This window comes from Mycobacterium sp. 852002-51613_SCH5001154 (genome assembly GCF_001667425.1).
Taxonomy (GTDB): Bacteria; Actinomycetota; Actinomycetes; order Mycobacteriales; family Mycobacteriaceae; genus Mycobacterium.
The window spans coordinates 85,950-104,056 of record NZ_LZII01000016.1; the positions used below are offsets into that span (position 1 = coordinate 85,950).

An 18,107-nucleotide genomic window follows, 5' to 3' on the forward strand; every position below is an offset into this window, starting at 1 on the left:
GTGCAGGGCCTTTCGTCGCTATCGCGGCGGGCGATGGGTCACCACCGCCGGTGATCGCGGCCGTAGGCGACCTCGATGGCCGTCCCGCCTCGCGGTGTCGGTGCTGGGGTCTATCGTTGCACCGCAATGGCGCTTCATCTCCACCGTGCCGAACGCACCGATCTCCTTGCCGACGGTCTCGGCGCCCTGCTGGCAAATCCGCAGACCGACCCGTTCGCCGAAGAACTGGTGCTGGTGCCCGCACGCGGCGTGGAGCGCTGGCTCAGCCAGCGGCTCTCGCATGTGCTCGGTCGTGCCCGGGGCGGTGACGGCGTGTGCGCCGGAGTGGTATTCCGTAGCCCCGGCTCCCTGATCGCCGAACTCACCGGCACGGGGGACGAGGATCCGTGGTCACCGGACGCGATGGCCTGGCCGCTGCTGCAGGTGATCGACCGCTCGTTGGATCAGCCGTGGTGCCGCACCCTGGCAACGCATTTGGGCCACTTCGCGCCGACGGAGGCGGAGGCCGAGCTGCGCCGCGGCCGCCGCTATTCGGTGGCGCGCCGGCTCGCCGGCCTGTTCGCCTCCTACGCCAGGCAACGTCCGAGCCTGCTGGCCGATTGGCTGGCGGGCGATCCGAGTGGCATCGACCCCGACCTGGCCTGGCAACCGGAGCTCTGGCGGGCACTGGTGGCCGCCGTGCCCGCCGATCCCCCGCACATCCGCCACCAGAAGACCCTCGCCGGGTTGCGCGAAGGCCGGGCCGACCTGCCGGCGCGGCTGTCCCTGTTCGGCCATACCCGGTTGGCGTGCACCGACGTGGAGCTGCTGGACGCGTTGTCCGCCCACCACGAGTTGCACCTGTGGCTGCCGCATCCCAGCGACCAATCGTGGCGCGCGCTGGCCGGCGCCCGGGGTGCCATCCCCCGCCGCGCGGACACCGGCCATCGCACCGTGGGCCATCCGCTGCTGGCCACGCTCGGGCGGGACCTGCGTGAACTTCAGCGCGGCCTGGCCGCCGATCCGCAGACCGACGAGCATCTCCCCGCGCCGGAACGTCCCGACACGCTGCTCGGCTGGCTGCAGTCCGACATCGCCGCGAATGCCGTTCGGCCGCAAGGGCGTAACCTCGCGGACGATGACCGCTCCGTGCAGGTACACAACTGCCACGGCCCGGCACGCCAGGTCGACGTGCTGCGCGAGGTGTTGCTCGGCCTGCTGCAGGACGACCCGACGCTGGAGCCGCGCGACATCCTGGTGATGTGCCCGGACATCGAGACGTACGCGCCGCTGATCGTCGCCGATTTCGGGCTGGGCGACGTGGTGCACGGCGCGCATCCCGCGCATCGGTTGCGGGTGCGGCTCGCGGATCGCTCTCCGCTGCAGACCAATCCGCTGCTCGGCGTGGCCTCGCGGTTGCTGGCGCTGGCCGGCAGCCGGGTGACGGCCAGCGAGGTGCTCGACTTCGCCGAGGTGGCGCCCGTGCGCGCCCGCTTCGATTTCACCGACGACGACCTGGAGGCCATCACCCGCTGGGTCCGGCAGGCCAACATCCGGTGGGGGTTCGACCAGGAGCATCGGCGCCCGTACCACGTCGACTTCGTGCACAACACTTGGCGTTTCGGCATCGACCGGGTGCTGGCCGGCGTCGCGATGTCCGACGACTCGCACGCCTGGCTGGACGCGACATTGCCCCTCGACGATGTCAGCAGCAACCGCGTCCAATTGGCCGGCCAGTTCGCCGAATTCGTGGAACGGCTGCAACATACGGTCGACTCGCTCACCGGCGCGCGGCCGTTGCGCGACTGGTTGGCTGCGCTGGCTGACGGTATCGAGCTGCTGACGCGCATCGACGATTCGGACCTGTGGCAGACCAGTCAGATGCAGCGGGAGTTCGCCTCGACGCTGGCCGACGCCGGACCGCACGCCGGCACGATGCTGCGGCTGCCCGACATCCGGGCACTGCTCGAGGGGCGCCTCGCCGGGCGCCCGACACGGACCAACTTCCGCAGCGGCACGCTGACGGTCTGCACCATGGTCCCGATGCGCTCGGTGCCGCACCGGGTGGTGTGCCTGGTGGGCCTCGACGACGGCGTGTTCCCACGGCTCGGCGTCGTCGACGGCGACGACGCGCTGGCCCGCGACCCGATGACCGGCGAACGTGACATCCGTTCGGAGGACCGGCAATTGCTGCTGGACGCCATCGGCGCGGCCACCGAGAAGCTGGTGATCACCTACACCGGCGCCAACGAGTACTCGGGCCAGCCGCGCCCGCCCGCGGTGCCGCTGGCCGAGCTCCTGGACACCCTGGACATGACCGCGTCGAGCGAGAAGACGGGCAAGGTTCGCGGGCGCATCGTCGTCGAGCATCCGTTGCAGCCCTTCGACGTTCGCAACGTGATCCCGGGAAAGCTGGTGCCGAAGGTTCCCTTCAGCTTCGACCCGACCGTGCTGCGGGCGGCGCGGGCCGCCGCGGGCGATCGCGGCGAAGCGCCCAAGTTCATTTCGGGACCGCTGCCGGCACCGTCGGCCGAGGACGTCATCCTCGCCGACCTCGTGAGCTTCTTCAAGGACCCGGTCAAGGGCTTCTTCCGCGCCCTGGAGTTCACGCTGCCGCGGGATGTCGATGGCGTGCAGGACGCTATGCCCGTCGACCTCGACGGCCTCGAGGAGTGGACGGTCGGCGACCGGATGCTTAGCGACATCCTGCGCGGGTGGACACCGGACGACGCCCGGCAGGCCGAATGGCGGCGGGGGACCCTGCCACCGGGACAACTGGGCTGGCGCAGGGCAACCGAGATTCGCGATCAGGCCGCCCTGCTGGCGGCCGCCGCGCAGCAGCACCGGCGGGCCGACGCCCGCGCGTACGACGTCGACATCGATCTCGGCTCCGGACGGCGGCTCACGGGCACGGTGGCGCCGGTGTACGCGGAGCGGCTGGTGTCGGTGACCTACTCCAAGCTGGACGGCAAGCATCTGCTCGAGTCGTGGATTCCCTTGCTGGCGTTGATCGCTCACGACCCCGACCGCGACTGGTCGGCGGTGTGCATCGGCCGCCTCAAGAGGGGCACCACCCCGCGTGTGGAGGGTCTCGGGCGGCCACACGAGGACGCCCTGGCGGTGCTGCGTGAGCTGGTGACGATCTACGACGCCGGGCGCCGGGAGCCGATTCCGTTGCCCATCAAGACATCCTATGCATGGGCGGCCGCCCGGCACTGCGGCGACGATCCGCTGCGCGAGGCGCAATACCGGTGGAAATCCAGCGAGCGGTATCCCGCGGAGGACTCCGCACCCGCACACGTGCGCGCGTGGGGCAAGAACGCGCGGCTGACCGAACTGATGGGGCCGCCGCGCCCGGGTGAGGAGCACGACGGCGAAGACACCCGGCTGGGCGCGTACGCCGCCCGGGTTTGGCTGCCGATGCTGCGTGCCGAAAGGAAGCCTTGAGATGAGGCCGGTGATCGAGCGGTTCGACCTGCTCGGGCCGCTGCCCGCCGATCGGTCCACCACCGTGTTGCAGGCCAGCGCGGGCACCGGCAAGACGTTCGCGCTGGCGGGCCTGGTCACCCGCTACGTCGCCGAGGGCGTGGCGACGCTGGACCAGATGTTGCTCATCACGTTCGGCCGGGCCGCCAGCCAGGAGCTGCGGGAGCGCGTGCGCGGCCAAATGGTCGAGGCGGTGGCCGCTTTCGACGACGGTGCCGGCGCCAATGAGTTGGTGGCTCATCTTCTGGAGGGCACCGACGAGCAGCGCGCGGTGCGCAAGCAGCGCCTCCGCGACGCGCTGGCGCGCTTCGATGCGGCGACGATCGCCACCACGCACCAGTTCTGCCAGCTGGTGTTGAAGTCGCTGGGCGTGGCCGGCGACACCGCCGCGAACGTGACGCTGCTGGAGAGCCTCGACGAGCTGATCGTGGAGATCGTCGACGACCTCTACCTCGCGCACTTCGGACAGGAGCGCGAGGATCCGGCGCTGGGTTACCGGGAGGCGCTCCGGCTGGCTCGCGAGGTCGTCAGGAATCCCTCGGCGCAGCTGCGGCCGCGCGACCCCGAGCCCGGCTCGCGGGCGGCCGTGTGCGTAACCTTCGCGAAAGACGTTCTCGCGGAACTCGACACGCGCAAGCGGCGGCTGGGGGTCCTCGACTACGACGACCTGCTGAGCCGGCTCGCCGATGCGCTGGCCACCGACGACTCCCCCGCGCGGGTCCGCATGCATCACCGCTGGCCGATCGTCATGGTCGACGAGTTCCAGGACACCGACCCGGTGCAGTGGCAGGTGATCGACCGCGCGTTCAGCGGGCGCTCGACGGTGATCCTCATCGGCGATCCCAAGCAGGCCATCTACGCGTTTCGCGGCGGCGACATCGTGACGTATCTGCGGGCGGCCGAGACGGCGGGTGAGAAGAAGACGCTGGCCGTCAATTGGCGCAGCGACTCGGCCCTCATCGATCGGCTGCAGGTGGTGCTGCGCGGCGCCCAACTCGGCGACCCCGCGATCGTGGTGGACGAGGTCGACGCCTACCACCGGGGTCACCGGCTCGCCGGAGCCCCGCGCAATGACCCGTTCCGGTTGCGGGTGGTGCAACGAGAAACGTTGGGCCGTCGCGGGGTTCAAAACCTGCCCATCGACGAGTTGCGGGCGCACATCGGCACCGACCTGGCGGCCGACGTCCGCGCATTGCTGGCGAGCGGCGCCAAGTTCGACAGCGAGCCGCTGCAGGCCCGCGACATCGCCGTGATCGTGGAGAAGCACAAGGACGCCGCCGCCTGCTTCAAGGCGCTCTGCGACGCGGGCGTTCCGGCGGTATACACGGGCGACTCCGACGTGTTCTCCTCGGACGCCGCCGAGGACTGGCTCTGCCTGCTGGAGGCGTTCGACCAACCGCACCGGCCCGGCATGGTGCGCGCCGCGGCGGCGACGATGTTCTTCGGCGAGACCGCGGAATCGTTGGCGGCCGGCGGTGACGCCCTGACCGACCGGGTCGCGGAAACGTTGCGGGAGTGGGCCGGTCACGCGCGCGAACGCGGCGTTGCGGCCATCTTCGAGGCCGCGCAGCTGTCGGGCGTCGGCGATCGCGTGCTGTCCGCCCACGGCGGCGAACGCCACATGACCGACCTGGCACACATCGCGCAGTTGCTGCAGGAGGTCGCGCACCGGGAGCGCTCCAGCCTGCCCGCGCTCCGCGACTGGCTGCGCAGGCGGCGCGACGAACGCGGCGGCGCGCCCGAACGCAACCGGCGCCTGGACAGTGACGCGGCGGCCGTGCAGGTCATGACGGTCTTCGTGAGCAAGGGCCTGCAATACCCGATCGTGTATCTGCCGTTCGCGTTCAACCGCAATACCCAGGACCGCGATGTGGTGCTCTTCCATGACGAGGGCGTGCGCTGCCTGCACATCGGCGGGAAGGACAGTCCGGACTTCCACACCGTCGAGAGGCTGGGCCGCCAGGAGGACGCCAGCGACGACAGCCGGCTGACCTATGTCGCGCTGACCCGCGCCCAGGCGCAGGTCGTGGCGTGGTGGTCGCCGGCATTCGACGAGCCCAACGGCGGACTGTCGCGGCTCCTGCGCGGCCGCCGACCGGGAGAGGCCTTCGTACCCGACCGATGCGAACCGGCCAAGATCTCCGACGACGACGCGATGGCCCGATTGCGCGAATGGGAGGCGGCGGGCGGTCCGGTGATCGAGCGGTCGGTGGTGGGCGCGGCGCCGTCCGTGCCGCCCGAGCCGGTGCCGTCCGGCCTGGACAGCCGCCACTTTCACCGCGGCATCGACACGGGGTGGCGACGCACCTCGTACTCCGGCCTGATCCGGGTGGCGGAGACCTTCGGGTCGATCGGGGTGAGCAGCGAGCCGGAGGTCACCGAACTGGACGACGAAGCCGGTGATATTCCGTTGGCCCAGACCGTATCCGGGCCGGAAGTGCCGTCGCCGATGGCGGACCTGCCGATGGGCGCGAAGTTCGGCACGCTGGTGCACGCCGTGCTGGAGACGACCGACCCGTTGGCCACCGACCTGGCCGCCGAGTTGGAGTCGCACATCCGCGGCCACTCGGTGTGGTGGCCGGTCGACGTGCCCCCGGATGTGCTGGCGGCGGCCATGGTACCCATGCACGACACGCCGTTGGGTCCGCTGGCCGGTGATCTGACCCTGCGCCGGATCGGGCTCCGGGATCGGTTGCGCGAGTTGGACTTCGAATTCCCGCTGGTAGGCGGCGATCTACGCTCGACCTCGCCCGAGATCCGTCTGGCGGACATGGGCGCGCTACTGCGCGCGCACCTTCCGGCCGACGACGCGCTGGCGTCCTATGCCGATCGGTTGATCAGCCGCCCCCTTGGTGATCAGCCGTTGCGCGGCTATCTCACCGGCTCCGTCGACGCCGTGCTGCGCGTGCCCGACGGCGCGGCGCACCGCTATCTGGTGGTCGACTACAAAACCAACTGGCTCGGCGATCCCGACCGGCCGCTGACGTCCGCCGATTACGAGCGGCCACGGCTGGTCGAGGCGATGCTGCACTCGGACTACCCGCTGCAGGCGCTGCTGTACAGCGTTGTGCTGCACCGGTTCCTGCGGTGGCGGCTGCCCGACTACGACCCGGCCCGGCATCTGGGCGGGGTCCTCTACCTCTTCGTGCGCGGGATGTGCGGCGCGGCCACACCCGTGGCCGACGGTCACCCCGCGGGGGTGTTCAGCTGGCGGCCGCCGTCGTCGTTGGTAGCCGAATTGTCGGACCTGCTCGACGGGAGGGCGGTCGCTTGACGCTGGAGACGATCGCCGCCGAGGGCATGCTGCGCACGTACACCGAGGCCGGCGTCTTCGAGGCCGCCGATGTCCATGTGGCGCGGCGGCTTACGACGCTCGCAGGCGAGCCCGACGAGCGGGTGGCCCTGGCGGTCGCGCTGCTGGTGCGCGCGCTGCGGGGCGGGTCGGTGTGCGTGGACCTGCGGGCGGTTGCCGCGCAAGTCGGCGATGCGGACCTGCCCTGGCCCGATGCCGACGAGTGGATGGCCGCCGTGCGGTGCAGTCCGCTGCTCGGCTCTCCGCCGGTGCTGCGGCTGTTCGGGGAACTGGTGTACCTGGACCGGTACTGGCTCGAGGAGGAGCAGGTGTGCGCCGACCTGCTCGCGCTCTCCGTTCCCCGGGCGAAAGGCGATGCGTCCGCCCTCGAGCGGCTCTTTCCACCCGGATATGACGAGCAACGCGCGGCCGCCGAAATCGCGGTCTCGCAAGCGGTTACCGTGCTGACGGGCGGGCCGGGCACCGGCAAGACCACCACGGTGGCGCGGCTGCTTGCCGTGCTGGCCGGGCAGGCCGAGCTTGGTGGCCGCCCGCGGCCCCGGATCGCGCTGGCCGCGCCGACCGGCAAGGCGGCGGCGCGGCTCGCCGAGGCGGTGGCCGCCGAGGTGCAGCGGCTGGACGCCGCGGACCGGGCGCGCCTGATGGGCCTGCCGGCGACGACGCTGCATCGGCTGCTGGGCTCGCGGCCGGATACGTCGGTGCGATTCAAGCACAATCGCGGCAACCGGCTGCCGCACGACGTCATCGTCGTGGACGAGACGTCGATGGTGTCGCTGACGATGATGGCCCGCCTCCTGGAGGCGGTACGGCCCGATACGCGGCTGATCCTGGTGGGCGATCCCGACCAGCTCGCCTCGGTGGAAGCCGGCGCGGTGCTGGCCGATCTGGTGGACGGGCTCGCCACCCGCGACGACGTGCGGGTCGCGGCCCTGCGCACGCCGCATCGCTTCGGCGAGTCGATCGGTGCGCTGGCCGAAGCGATCCGGGTCGGCGATGCCGACCGCGTGCTGGAGTTGCTGCGGGCCGGCGGCGACCACGTCGAGTGGGTCGACTCCGACGGGCCGACCGACCGGCTGCGCGCGGTCCTGGTTCCGCACGCGCTGAGGGTGCGGGAGGCCGCGGTGCTCGGCGCCACCGGGGCGGCGTTGGCGACGCTCGACGAGCACCGGCTGTTGTGCGCGCACCGGCACGGGCCGTACGGGGTGTCGCACTGGAACCGGCAGGTGGAGCGCTGGCTCGCCGACGAGACGGGTCAGCCCATATCGTCGCCGTGGTATGCCGGTCGGCCAGTCCTGGTGACCGCCAACGACTATGGGCTCAAGGTCTATAACGGGGATGCCGGGGTGGTCGTTGTCGGCAGCGACGGGCTTCGGGCCGTCATCGCCGGCGCCGGCGGGGCGCTGAGCTTCGCGACCAGCCGGCTCACCGACATCGAGACCATGCATGCGATGACGATCCACAAGAGCCAGGGCAGCCAGGCCGACGAGGTGACGGTGCTGATGCCGCCGGAGGATTCGCGGCTGCTGACCCGCGAATTGTTCTACACGGCCGTGACGCGGGCGAAGACCAAGGTCCGGGTGGCAGGTTCCGAGGATTCCGTGCGCGCGGCCATCGAGCGCCGCGCCGTGCGCGCGACCGGACTGGCACAGCGGCTGCGCGCCTCAAGTCAGGGCGATGTCACCTAGGGCGCGCCGCCGGATTGCGCCTTGGCCGCCATCTGCTTGAGCATGCCGTCGTGAATGATGTCGATCCGCGACCGGGCTTCCGCGCACACGTACGGGTCCCGGATCACGGTGAGCTGGTTGTCCTGCTTGGACTCTCCGCCGGTGGACCAGTTGGTCGAACCGGTGATGACGTCGACGCCGTCGATGATCACCATCTTCAGGTGCATGATCGCCGACTTCTCGCTGTGACCGATCGCGATGCTGTTGCCGGTCTTGTCGTTGAGCCACGGGGCAAGCAGAGCACGCTCGGACTTGCCCGCGGCTTGAGTGGAGTCGAGACTCATTTGCACATAGATCTTTTCGTCGTTCAGCGACGACTGCAGCACCGAATTCAGTTCGGTGTCATCGTAGCCATACATCGCGACCACGATGCTCTTGTCGGCCGACGTCAACAAATCCTTGAGCGCCTCATGCACACGGTCGACCGGGCTGTAGAACGTTCGCGTGTTGTCGGGATAGCCGGGCGGAAACGGCGCGGCTTTGTACTGGTCGAGAGTGGTCAGCGAACTGAGCGCCATGGCGTTTCTCCTTTACAACGCGGGGGAGGTCCAGTCGGCCGGGTCGGCGCTGAGCCGTTGCGCTTCGTCGGTCAGATTCGGTAGGTAGCCCGGGTTGTCGCGACGGCGCACAAGGACGCTCGGGTGCACCAGCGCGTCGGGGCCCATCGGCCTCCGCCGGCGACCGAGGAGGTACCACAATTTGCCGTTGTCGTGGATCGGCGCGTCCGCGAAGTCTTCGGTCACCGCGCACTGCTGCCGGTAGGCCGCCGGGTCGATCGCCAGTTCGCCGACGATCCCGTCGGTGACCCACTTCAACGCGATCGTGGCAAGCCGGTGATCGGGCATGAACGTGCCGCCGACATCGGCGTGCACGCCGGCGAACCAGCGTTCCTGAAGTCCCTGCGGATGGCGCTCGACGAGGTACTCCCGGTAGGGGCGGCGACGTTCGTCGATCGAGACAGCGTGGCGAATGCGCGCCACGTTGGGCAGCGAGCGGGTGTAGGGCCAGCGCAGGTTACCCAACCTCAGGAAACCGGCCGCCTTGACGGTGTCCCACAGGCCGAGATACGCCACCGGCACCGCGTGATGCCACACCTGACTCGGGCTGTTCTGCCGAACAGTGGAAAACAGCGGCTCGCCCTCGGTGCGCCAGCAGAATGCGCGGGCGAACTCGGCCCAGTGGGCATACTCGTCCTGAGTGAAATACCGATTGATGGCGTACTTTTCGACCGCATAGGGCAGCAGGTTCTCCGAGCCGGGCCGCATCAAACCCGGCCGCAGCAGCATGCCGGCCAACGCACGCGCGGTGTAGGCGCCGCGGCTGAATCCGAAGATGTAGAGCGCGTCGCCCGGGCGCCAATGCTGCATCACGTAGCGGTAGGCCTGTGCGACATTGCCTTTCAGCCCCAGGCCGAATGCCTGCTCGAACAGTAAGTCCTTGGCGCGCGACAGCGAACAATGCGCCGATGCCGGCGCCAGGGTGCCGACGCCGGGGTCGTAGTAGGCGAGCTGGCCGGCCGGATCGTCCTTCTCCAGCATCTCGAAGAGCTTGGCGACGTTGGTGAGATTCCCGGCTCCGATTTGGTTGGCGGTGCCGTCGAGGCAGACGACAATCCGCTTGCCCCGCGGTGGTTCAGGGTGCTCGGGCATCGAGGAAGGCCTCTCACAGGTATTCAACTCCCTGATGCGTAGCACTCTACGGCGGCGGCGCACGGGCCGTGACGCCTTTCGCGGGCCGGTGCGGAAGAATCGCGGTCAGCATGGACGACAGCGACGATTCCCAACCCGACGCCCAACCCGCCTCCCGCCGCACTCACATCGTGCGGCTCGCCGTGTTCGTCGTGTTCCTCCTCGTGCTGTTCTACCTGGTGGCCGTCGCGCGAATCATCAACATCGAGGAGGTGCGGCGCGTGGTGTCGGCGACGGGTCCGGCGGCGCCGGTGACCTACGTCGCCGTATCGGCCGTCCTGGGCGCGTTGTTCGTGCCCGGCTCGATTCTGGCCGCGGCCAGCGGGCTGTTGTTCGGTCCTGTACTGGGTGTCTTCGTGACGCTCGGCGCGACCGTGGGTACCGCCGTGGTCGCCAGCCTCATCGGCCGCCGGGCGGGCCGGGACAGCGCGCGTTCGCTGTTGGGGCCGAAACGGACCGACCGCATGGACGCCTTGATCGAACGTCGCGGTCTGTGGGCGGTGGTCGGTCAGCGCTTCGTCCCGGGCATCTCCGACGCGCTCGCGTCCTATGCGTTCGGGGCATTCGGAGTTCCGTTGTGGCAGATGGCTATTGGCGCGTTTGTCGGGTCGGTCCCGCGAGCGTTCGCCTACACCGCGCTGGGCGCCTCGATCGGGAACCGGTCGTCGCCGCTGGCGTACGCCGCGATCGCGGTCTGGTGCGTCACCGCCGTCGTCGGCGCGTTCGCCGCACACCGCGGCTACCGGCATTGGCGCGCCGGCCGTCGCGAGGACTCCGAAGCGGACGGCCGCTAGTTTCCCGCTCGCTCGGCGGACACGAACAGGTTTCCCGGCACGGCGTCCTCTACCTCCTTGGGCGCCGCGCGGTCATAGCCGGCCATCAGCTTGTCGGACGGGGTGACAGTCACGCTCCAGCCATGGCGGCGGAACCACTCACCGACGTCCTCGCGCTCCTCGAAATACCACAGCTCGTCGGTCCTCGGCACCTCTCGAGCCGGGTCCACCCGCGCCATCAAGGCGCGGACCCGGTCCATCCGCGCACGGCGCTTCGCGCGGAACTCCGGATCGAGGAACTTCGGACCCAGCGCCTCCACGGCCACCCGGCTGCCGGGGGCGGCCAGCCCATGAACGCGGTCGAACAGCAGCTCCTGTGCGGCCGCAGGCAGGTACGGCATCAGCCCCTCGGCCGACCACACGCTGGGCGCCGAGGGGTCGAACCCGGCCTGCCGCAACGCCGCCGGCCAATCGTGGCGCAGGTCGACCGGGACGGCGATCCGGTGGCACGCGGGCTGCGCCCCGTGTTCGGCCAGCGTCGACAATTTGAAGTCCAGCACCCGGGGCTGGTCCAACTCGTAGACGCATCCGCCGTCCGGCCATTGCAGCCGCCATGCCCGCGCGTCCAGGCCCGCCGCCAGGATCACCGCCTGCCGGATGCCGGCGCGCGTGGCGGCCAGGAAGAACTCGTCGAAAAACGCGGTACGCGAGGCCATGTAGCCGACCATCGCCTGCATCTGCAGCGGCAACTCGGGTTCGGCCTCGACGAGTTCGTCCGGCAGCTGCGGCGCCGAATGCCAGTTCCACACCCCGTCGCCGGCGGCGTCGAGGAAAACCTGCGCAAAGGGATCGCGGATCAACGGATTCTCGCTGCGCGTCTCGGCCGCGCGGGCGGAGGCCACCCCCAACGCCGTCGCCCCCACGCTCTCGGTGATCTCCCAGGTGTCGTTGTCCGTTCTGGCCACGCTCACGCCCTCCGATTTCGCTAGCTCACCTACGTACACGACCCTACGCGCGCCAGGTTGGCGGGAGCTGTCGCGCAACCGGGTATCGGCGTTAAGTTGTCGGCGAGCCGGCGAGCGGGATCGATCAGCGGCGCCGAACGGATCCGAAGGATCGGCACAACATGCGAGTCGACGGGCGCGAGGTCAGCGTTTCCGGCAGCTTGCTGCAGCCGTTGACCCGGCGCACCAACGACATCCTGCGGCTGGCCGCGAGCGCGACCTTCCTCGCCGTGGTGATCACCAGTTCGCTGATCACCCGGCCGCAGTGGGACGCGCTGGAAAAGTCGATCTCGCAGATCGTCGGGGTGCTCTCCCCGCGACAGGCCGACCTGGTGTACCTCGCGTACGGCCTGGCGATCCTGGCCCTGCCCTTCATGATCCTGATCGGCCTTATCGTCGGGCGGCAATGGAAACTGCTCGGGGCGTATGCGGCGGCCGCGCTGCTGGCGGCGCTGCCGCTGTCGGCGGGCGGCAACGGGTTTTCGGCGCCGCGCTGGCACTTCGACCTCTCCGAACGCCTGCAGACCGTGTTGGGGCAGTTCCTCGACGACCCGCGCTGGATCGGGATGCTGGCGGCGGTGCTGACCGTCTCGGGGCCGTGGCTGCCCGCGCGCTGGCGGCGTTGGTGGTGGGCGCTGCTGCTGGCCTTCGTGCCGATCCACCTCGTCGTCAGCGCCATCGTGCCGGCCCGCGCCCTGTTGGGCCTGGCCGTCGGCTGGCTCGTCGGCTCGCTGGTGGTGCTCGTGGTCGGCACCCCAGCGCTTGAGGTGCCCCTGGAGGCGGCGGTGCGCGCGATGGCCAGGCGCGGGTTCGTGGTTTCGCGGCTCAGCGTGGTCCGGCCGGCCGGCCGCGGCCCGCTCGTCCTTTCGGCCGGATGCGACGAGCCCGACCGCGCAGCGGTCGTCGAGCTCTACGGCCCGCATCAGCGCAGCGGCGGCACGCTGCGCCAGCTGTGGATCAAGCTGCGCCTGCGCGACACCGAGACCGCACCCCTGGTGACCTCCATGCGCCGCGCCGTCGAGCATCGCGCCCTGATGACGATCGCCGTCGGGCAGGTGAACCTGGCCAACACCGCGACGATCGCCGTCGCCACCCTCGATCGGGGCTGGATCCTGTACTCGCACAAGCCGCCCGATGGCCTTCCGCTCGGTCGATGCGCACAGTCCACGCCGGTTCAGCAGGTGTGGCAAGCCCTGCGGATCCTCAACGACCAGCAGATCGCGCATGGCGACCTGCGAGGCAACGAAATCACCGTCGACGACGGCACCGTGCTCTTCGGCGGCTTTCACAGCGCCGAATACGGCGCCACCGAAGCTCAACTCCAATCCGATATCGCTCAGCTGCTGGTGACGACCTCGGCCCTGTATGACCCCAAAGCGGCGGTGGCCGCCGCGATCGAGGCGTTCGATCGGGACACCATCCTGCGCGCGTCGCGTCGATTGACGAAAGTCGCTGTGCCGCGGCCCATTCGCAGGTCAATCTCGGATGCGGGCGCCGTCATATCGGCCGCCCGCGCGGAGGTGAAGCGGCAGACCGGGGCCGACCAGATCAAACCCGAAACCATCACCCGATTCACCCGCGGCCAGATCATTCAGCTGGTGCTCTTCGGCGCCCTGGTCTATGTGGCGTACCCCTTCATCAGCACCGCGCCCACGTTCTTCTCCCAGCTGAGGACCGCGAACTGGTGGTGGGCGCTGCTGGGCCTGGGGGTCTCGGCGCTGACCTACGTCGGGGCGGCCGCCGCGCTGTGGGCGTCCGCCGACGAGACGGTGAACTTCTGGAGGCTGTCAATCGCGCAGGTGGCCAACACTTTTGCCGCCACCACCACCCCGGCGGGAGTGGGCGGCCTCGCGCTGAGCACACGGTACCTGCAAAAGGGCGGCGGGCTGTCCGCCATGCGGGCCACCACGGCGGTGGCCCTGCAGCAATCCGTGCAGGTGATCATGCACCTCGTGTTGCTGATCCTGTTCAGCACCGTCGCCGGCGCGTCGATGAACCTGTCGCACTTCGTCCCCACCGCCACGGTCCTCTACCTGATCGCGGGCCTGGCGCTCGGGATTGTCGGCACCTTTCTGTTCGTCCCCACCCTGCGACGCTGGCTGGCCACCGACGTGCGCCCCAAACTCAAAGAGGTGACAACCGACCTCGTCGAGGTCGCCCGGGAACCGAAACGACTGGCGCTGATCGTAGCCGGCTGCGCGGGAACGACTCTGGGTGCTGCGCTGGCCCTGTGGACCAGCGTCGAAGCATTCGGCGGCGGCGCTTCGTTCGTCACCTGCACCGTGGTCACCATGGTCGGCGGAACGCTGGCGTCCGCCGCGCCGACGCCCGGCGGGGTCGGGGCCGTCGAAGCCGCGCTGATCGGTGGCCTGGCCGCCTTCGGGGTGCCGGCGGCCATCGGTGTGCCGTCCGTTCTGCTGTATCGGGTGCTCACCTGTTGGCTGCCCGTGTTCGCCGGCTGGCCGGTGATGCGGTGGTTGACCAAGAACGAGATGATCTAAAGCGCGCCCCGGATCACTCGGTTCCAGGCTGCACGACCACGAGAATGGTTGAGGTGCGCGCGCTTTGGCCGACCGTAGAGGTCAAGTACACCAGGTAGTACTCCGGGGCCACCGACCGTTCGACCTTGATGGGTACGTCGATGCTCGCCGATCCGTCCGGGGAGAACTGTCCCGTCGCTGGCGTCACGCTGATACCGACGTCCGAGGCGGTGCCGGTGACGGTGTAGCCGCCGGCATCACCGATCATGCGTTGGGCGTCGATTTTCACGGTGCCCGTCGTGCCCGGCTCGATCGTGACGATGGGGCTGGGGACGTTGACGGTTACCGCCGAACTGCCCGCACCGAAGGACGGCGGCGCGGACGATTCGCTTGTGCCCCAAGTCCTGTCCGGATAGGCGACGAGCGAGAAGCTCAGGTCCCCGCCGGTGCGGATGAATGACTCGGGCAACCAGGTGTGATCGGTGGGCCGGCCGCCGACACGCAGGCCGCTGATGTATTTGAGGTGGCGCGGCCCGGAAGCTCCCGGCGCGGAGATCCGAATGGCTCTGCCGCCGGGGAGCGCGAGCACGGCACGGTCGAAGATCGGTGCGGCCACGGTGAGGATCGACGTTCCCGGCGTGCTCGGGTAGAGGCCCAGGGCCGCCCAGACGTACCAGCTGGCCAGCGCGCCCAGATCGTCGTTGCCCGGCTCCCCGTCGGCCGTCGGTCCGAACAGCCCACGCACCCGGTCGACCGTGCGCTGCGCCTTCCACGGTTGACCGACGTAGTTGTACAGCCACGGCACCCCGAAGCCGGGTTCGTTGCCGGCCCACAGGTAGGGCTCGTTGGGGCCGACGTTCAGCTTCTTGGTGAAGCCGTCGAGCCGCCCGGCCACCGCCTCGCGGCCGCCGAGCGCGGTCACCAGGCCGGCCACGTTGTGCGGCACCCACCAGACGTACTGCGTGGCGTTGCCCTCGTCGAACCCGATCTGGCCGAAATCCTTCGGGGACACCACGAACGCCGGGCCGGCGCGGAAGAAGGTGGTCCAGTTGCGGGGTGAGATGTACCCGGTGGTCGGGTTGAACAGGTTCTGCCAGTATTGCGACCGGCCTTGGAATTCGGCGGCGGTCGCCGCGTCTGGAAGTGAATCGGCGAACCGCGAGATGGTGAAGTCGTCGACCGACCACTCGAGCGTGATCGACGCGGCGGCGACCCAGCCATCGGTGCGGAACTCGAAGGAGAACGGCGCGTAACCGAATTGCAGATACGTGTCGATCCCCGGCCTTTCGACGTAACCGTTAAGCCCGACACCGCCTTTCGTCGCCGCGTTCACCATGTAGCGCAGCGCAGTCTTGGTGTCGAAGTCCTCGGCACCGAAGGCGTGCAAGTTCGCGATGAGCGGTACCACGCTGTCCCCGCTCATCTCCGCGGTCGCGGCGTTGGCCAGCGCCCACCGTGGCAGCGCTCCGCTCTGTTCGGCGTCGTTCACCAGCGATTGGGCCATGTCGCTTGCCCGGTCCGGAAACAGCAGCGCCTGCAAAGCCGCCAAACATCGGTAGGTGTCCCAGTCGGAGAAGTTGGCGTACTGCGTGTGGCCCGCGGCCACGGTGTGCACGGCGCCGTCGAATCCGATGTAGCGTCCGTCCGCGTCGTTGAAGGTGTTGGGGTGCAGCAACGATCGATAGAGCGCGGTGTAAAACGTCTCGAGGTCGTCGGCATTACGGCCGGCGACCGAGATCCGCGACAGCGTGGCGTTCCACATCCTCCACGCAGCGCCACGCACGTCGTCGAAGCTCGCCCCATCCTCGGCCGCCAGGTTGGCCCGCGCTCCGTCGATACCGACGTAGGAGATCGCGGTCCGCACCTCGAGCACGGCTCCCGCCGGGAATTCCACGTAGCCGCCGCTGTACGGCGAATTCGCGCTGCGGGTACCGGGATACACCGCATTGCCATCCCACGCTCCGTACGAAACGAATGGCTGGCTGAACTTCATCGCGAAATAGACCGTGTACGTGTTGTTCTTGCCGCAGAATCCGCCGCTGGTCGCCCAGCCGGTGATCGTGGTTTTGTCCTCACCGATCTGGATGGTCGCGCGGGAGTTGCCCGCCAGCGACGCCCCGGAGCGCACGTGCAGCAGGGCGGGGCGGCCGTTGCGCGGGTAGCTGAATCGGCCGACACCCGTGTGCGTGGTGGCGGTGAGTTCCGCCTTCACCCGGGTGCCCGGGAACCGCACAGTGTAGTAGCCCGGCACTCCCCTTTCGGTGTCGTCGTGCGCGATCCGTTCCCAGGCCTTCCATGGTTGCGAGCCAATTGCATTGGTGGTCGGCAACATCGAGATGTCACCGAATGCGGCGCAACCCACCGAGGCGTGCGTCATGCTGAACCCGCTTGCGCGCGGGTTGTCGTAGTTGTAGCCGGCGTAGTTGCCGACGGTGTCGGGCGAGTACTGCACCATCCCGAACGGCACGGCGGCGCCCGGGAAGTTGTTGATCTCCCCCACCGTCTGGCCGCCCGTCCCGGTGCCGATCAACGTGGCGACGTGGTCGGCCGGGTTGGCGACGAATGCGGGCTCACCGTCGTAAGCAATGGGCGGCGGCGCCGCGGCGATGAACGCCATGAAGACGACCGACGCCGCCAGCAGCGCGACGAGGGCCCTTCGTGACCGCATACCTGTCTCTTACTGGACAACGCGGTTCTGGGTGAGTGTTTTCCAGACGAATTGGATAACGATTTACGGGCCGCTCGCGCTAGCGCCAAAAAGAGCAAAAGATACCGGCGAAGTTGCAGGCCATTTCGGCTACTGTCATTTCGGCGTGGCCGGCGCTGGTACCGGCCCCATTTTCGGGAGATTGGATTATGAAACATTTGACGCTAGCAACCATTTCCGTAGCGCTGAGTTTGGCGCTCGTCGGTTGCGGCAACGACCACAAATCCGGCAGTCAATCGTCGACTTCGACGTCCACATCCACCTCAACGTCCACGACGTCGGCCGCAACCAGCTCCGCCCCGGCCGCGAAAGCGAAATACACCATCGCCGACTACGTCAAGGACAACCACATCACCGAGACGCCCGTTCACCACGGCGATCCCGGCCCGAACGTCGACCTGCCGGTGCCCGCCGGCTGGCAGCTCAACCAGAACGCCGGCACGTCGTACGGCGGCATCGTCTTCACCCAGCCCACCAACCCCGCCGATCCGCCCACCATCTCGGCGTTGTACTCCAGGCTCTCCGGCGACGTCGACCCGGCGAAGCTCATCCAGTACGCCCCGGGCGAGGTGCAGAACCTGCCCGGTTACCAGGGCAGCGGCGACGGGACCGCGTCCACGCTCGGCGGTTTCCAGGCGTGGCAGCTCAAAGGCACGTACCAGAAGGACGGCAGCGCCCGCGTCATCGCCCAGAAGACGGTGGTGATCCCCAGCCAGGGCGCGGTCTACGTGCTCCAGCTCAACGCCGAGGGCCCGCAGACCGATGAAGGCCCGTTGATGGACGCCGCCAACGTCATCGACGACCAGACCACCATCACCCCCTGAGCGAGGGAAGTGGTGGCGCCGCAGGGGTCCCCCCCCCGCGCCCCCCCCCCCACCCCCCCCCCCCCCCCCAATGCGTTTCCGGAAACGCAAGCCCACCCCCCCCCCAGGCCAAACACCCCGGCCCCCCCG

Annotated in this window: 10 protein-coding genes; 6 read left to right on the forward strand and 4 right to left on the reverse strand. The window is 69.3% G+C overall.

What is annotated here, in order from left to right; all coding sequences use genetic code 11:
* The first annotated feature begins 126 nt into the window (after positions 1–126).
* From recC to recD, 3 genes are read left to right on the forward strand one after another with little or no spacing between them, the layout of a single operon-like run.
* On the forward strand, positions 127–3,426 hold the full coding sequence (recC, locus tag A5750_RS05575; protein ID WP_067261523.1) for an exodeoxyribonuclease V subunit gamma: 3,300 nt from the start codon (positions 127–129) through the stop codon (positions 3,424–3,426).
* Positions 3,427–3,439: 13 nt separating this feature from the next.
* Positions 3,440–6,739: an exodeoxyribonuclease V subunit beta gene (gene recB, locus A5750_RS05580; protein ID WP_066952062.1), complete on the forward strand. Its 3,300-nt coding sequence runs from the start codon at positions 3,440–3,442 to the stop codon at positions 6,737–6,739.
* Positions 6,740–6,765: 26 nt separating this feature from the next.
* Complete coding sequence (gene recD, locus A5750_RS05585; protein WP_066952060.1) at positions 6,766–8,463, forward strand: exodeoxyribonuclease V subunit alpha; 1,698 nt, start codon at positions 6,766–6,768, stop codon at positions 8,461–8,463.
* Here the strand turns inward: recD and A5750_RS05590 are convergent.
* Together A5750_RS05590 and A5750_RS05595 are read right to left on the reverse strand one after the other, a co-directional pair.
* Positions 8,460–9,020: a phospholipase D-like domain-containing protein gene (locus tag A5750_RS05590; protein WP_066952038.1), complete on the reverse strand. Its 561-nt coding sequence runs from the start codon at positions 9,018–9,020 to the stop codon at positions 8,460–8,462. The two genes, recD and A5750_RS05590, sit on opposite strands and share 4 nt — an antisense overlap.
* Before the next feature lie 12 nt (positions 9,021–9,032).
* Positions 9,033–10,151: a DUF2235 domain-containing protein gene (locus A5750_RS05595; protein ID WP_066952039.1), complete on the reverse strand. Its 1,119-nt coding sequence runs from the start codon at positions 10,149–10,151 to the stop codon at positions 9,033–9,035.
* Between the two features lie 110 nt (positions 10,152–10,261).
* Here A5750_RS05595 and A5750_RS05600 point away from each other — a divergent pair, with 110 nt between their 5' ends.
* On the forward strand, positions 10,262–10,984 hold the full coding sequence (locus tag A5750_RS05600) for a TVP38/TMEM64 family protein (protein ID WP_066952040.1): 723 nt from the start codon (positions 10,262–10,264) through the stop codon (positions 10,982–10,984).
* On the opposite strand, the gene A5750_RS05605 is transcribed toward A5750_RS05600, so the two are convergent.
* On the reverse strand, positions 10,981–11,928 hold the full coding sequence (locus tag A5750_RS05605; protein WP_066952064.1) for a class I SAM-dependent methyltransferase: 948 nt from the start codon (positions 11,926–11,928) through the stop codon (positions 10,981–10,983). The genes A5750_RS05600 and A5750_RS05605 overlap by 4 nt on opposite strands.
* A gap of 161 nt (positions 11,929–12,089) precedes the next feature.
* On the opposite strand from A5750_RS05605, the gene A5750_RS05610 reads away from it, so the two are divergent.
* Entirely contained in the window at positions 12,090–14,468 is a 2,379-nt protein-coding gene (locus tag A5750_RS05610; RefSeq protein ID WP_066952042.1) for a lysylphosphatidylglycerol synthase transmembrane domain-containing protein, read from the forward strand.
* A gap of 13 nt (positions 14,469–14,481) precedes the next feature.
* On the opposite strand, the gene A5750_RS05615 is transcribed toward A5750_RS05610, so the two are convergent.
* Positions 14,482–17,115 (reverse strand): GH92 family glycosyl hydrolase, encoded by a 2,634-nt coding sequence (locus A5750_RS05615; protein ID WP_066952043.1) that lies wholly within the window; start codon positions 17,113–17,115, stop codon positions 14,482–14,484.
* A 188-nt stretch (positions 17,116–17,303) separates the two neighbouring features.
* On the opposite strand from A5750_RS05615, the gene A5750_RS05620 reads away from it, so the two are divergent.
* Positions 17,304–17,978 carry an LpqN/LpqT family lipoprotein gene (locus A5750_RS05620; protein ID WP_066952044.1) on the forward strand — a complete coding sequence of 225 codons (675 nt, stop codon included), beginning with the start codon at positions 17,304–17,306 and terminating at the stop codon, positions 17,976–17,978.
* Positions 17,979–18,107 lie beyond the last annotated feature (129 nt).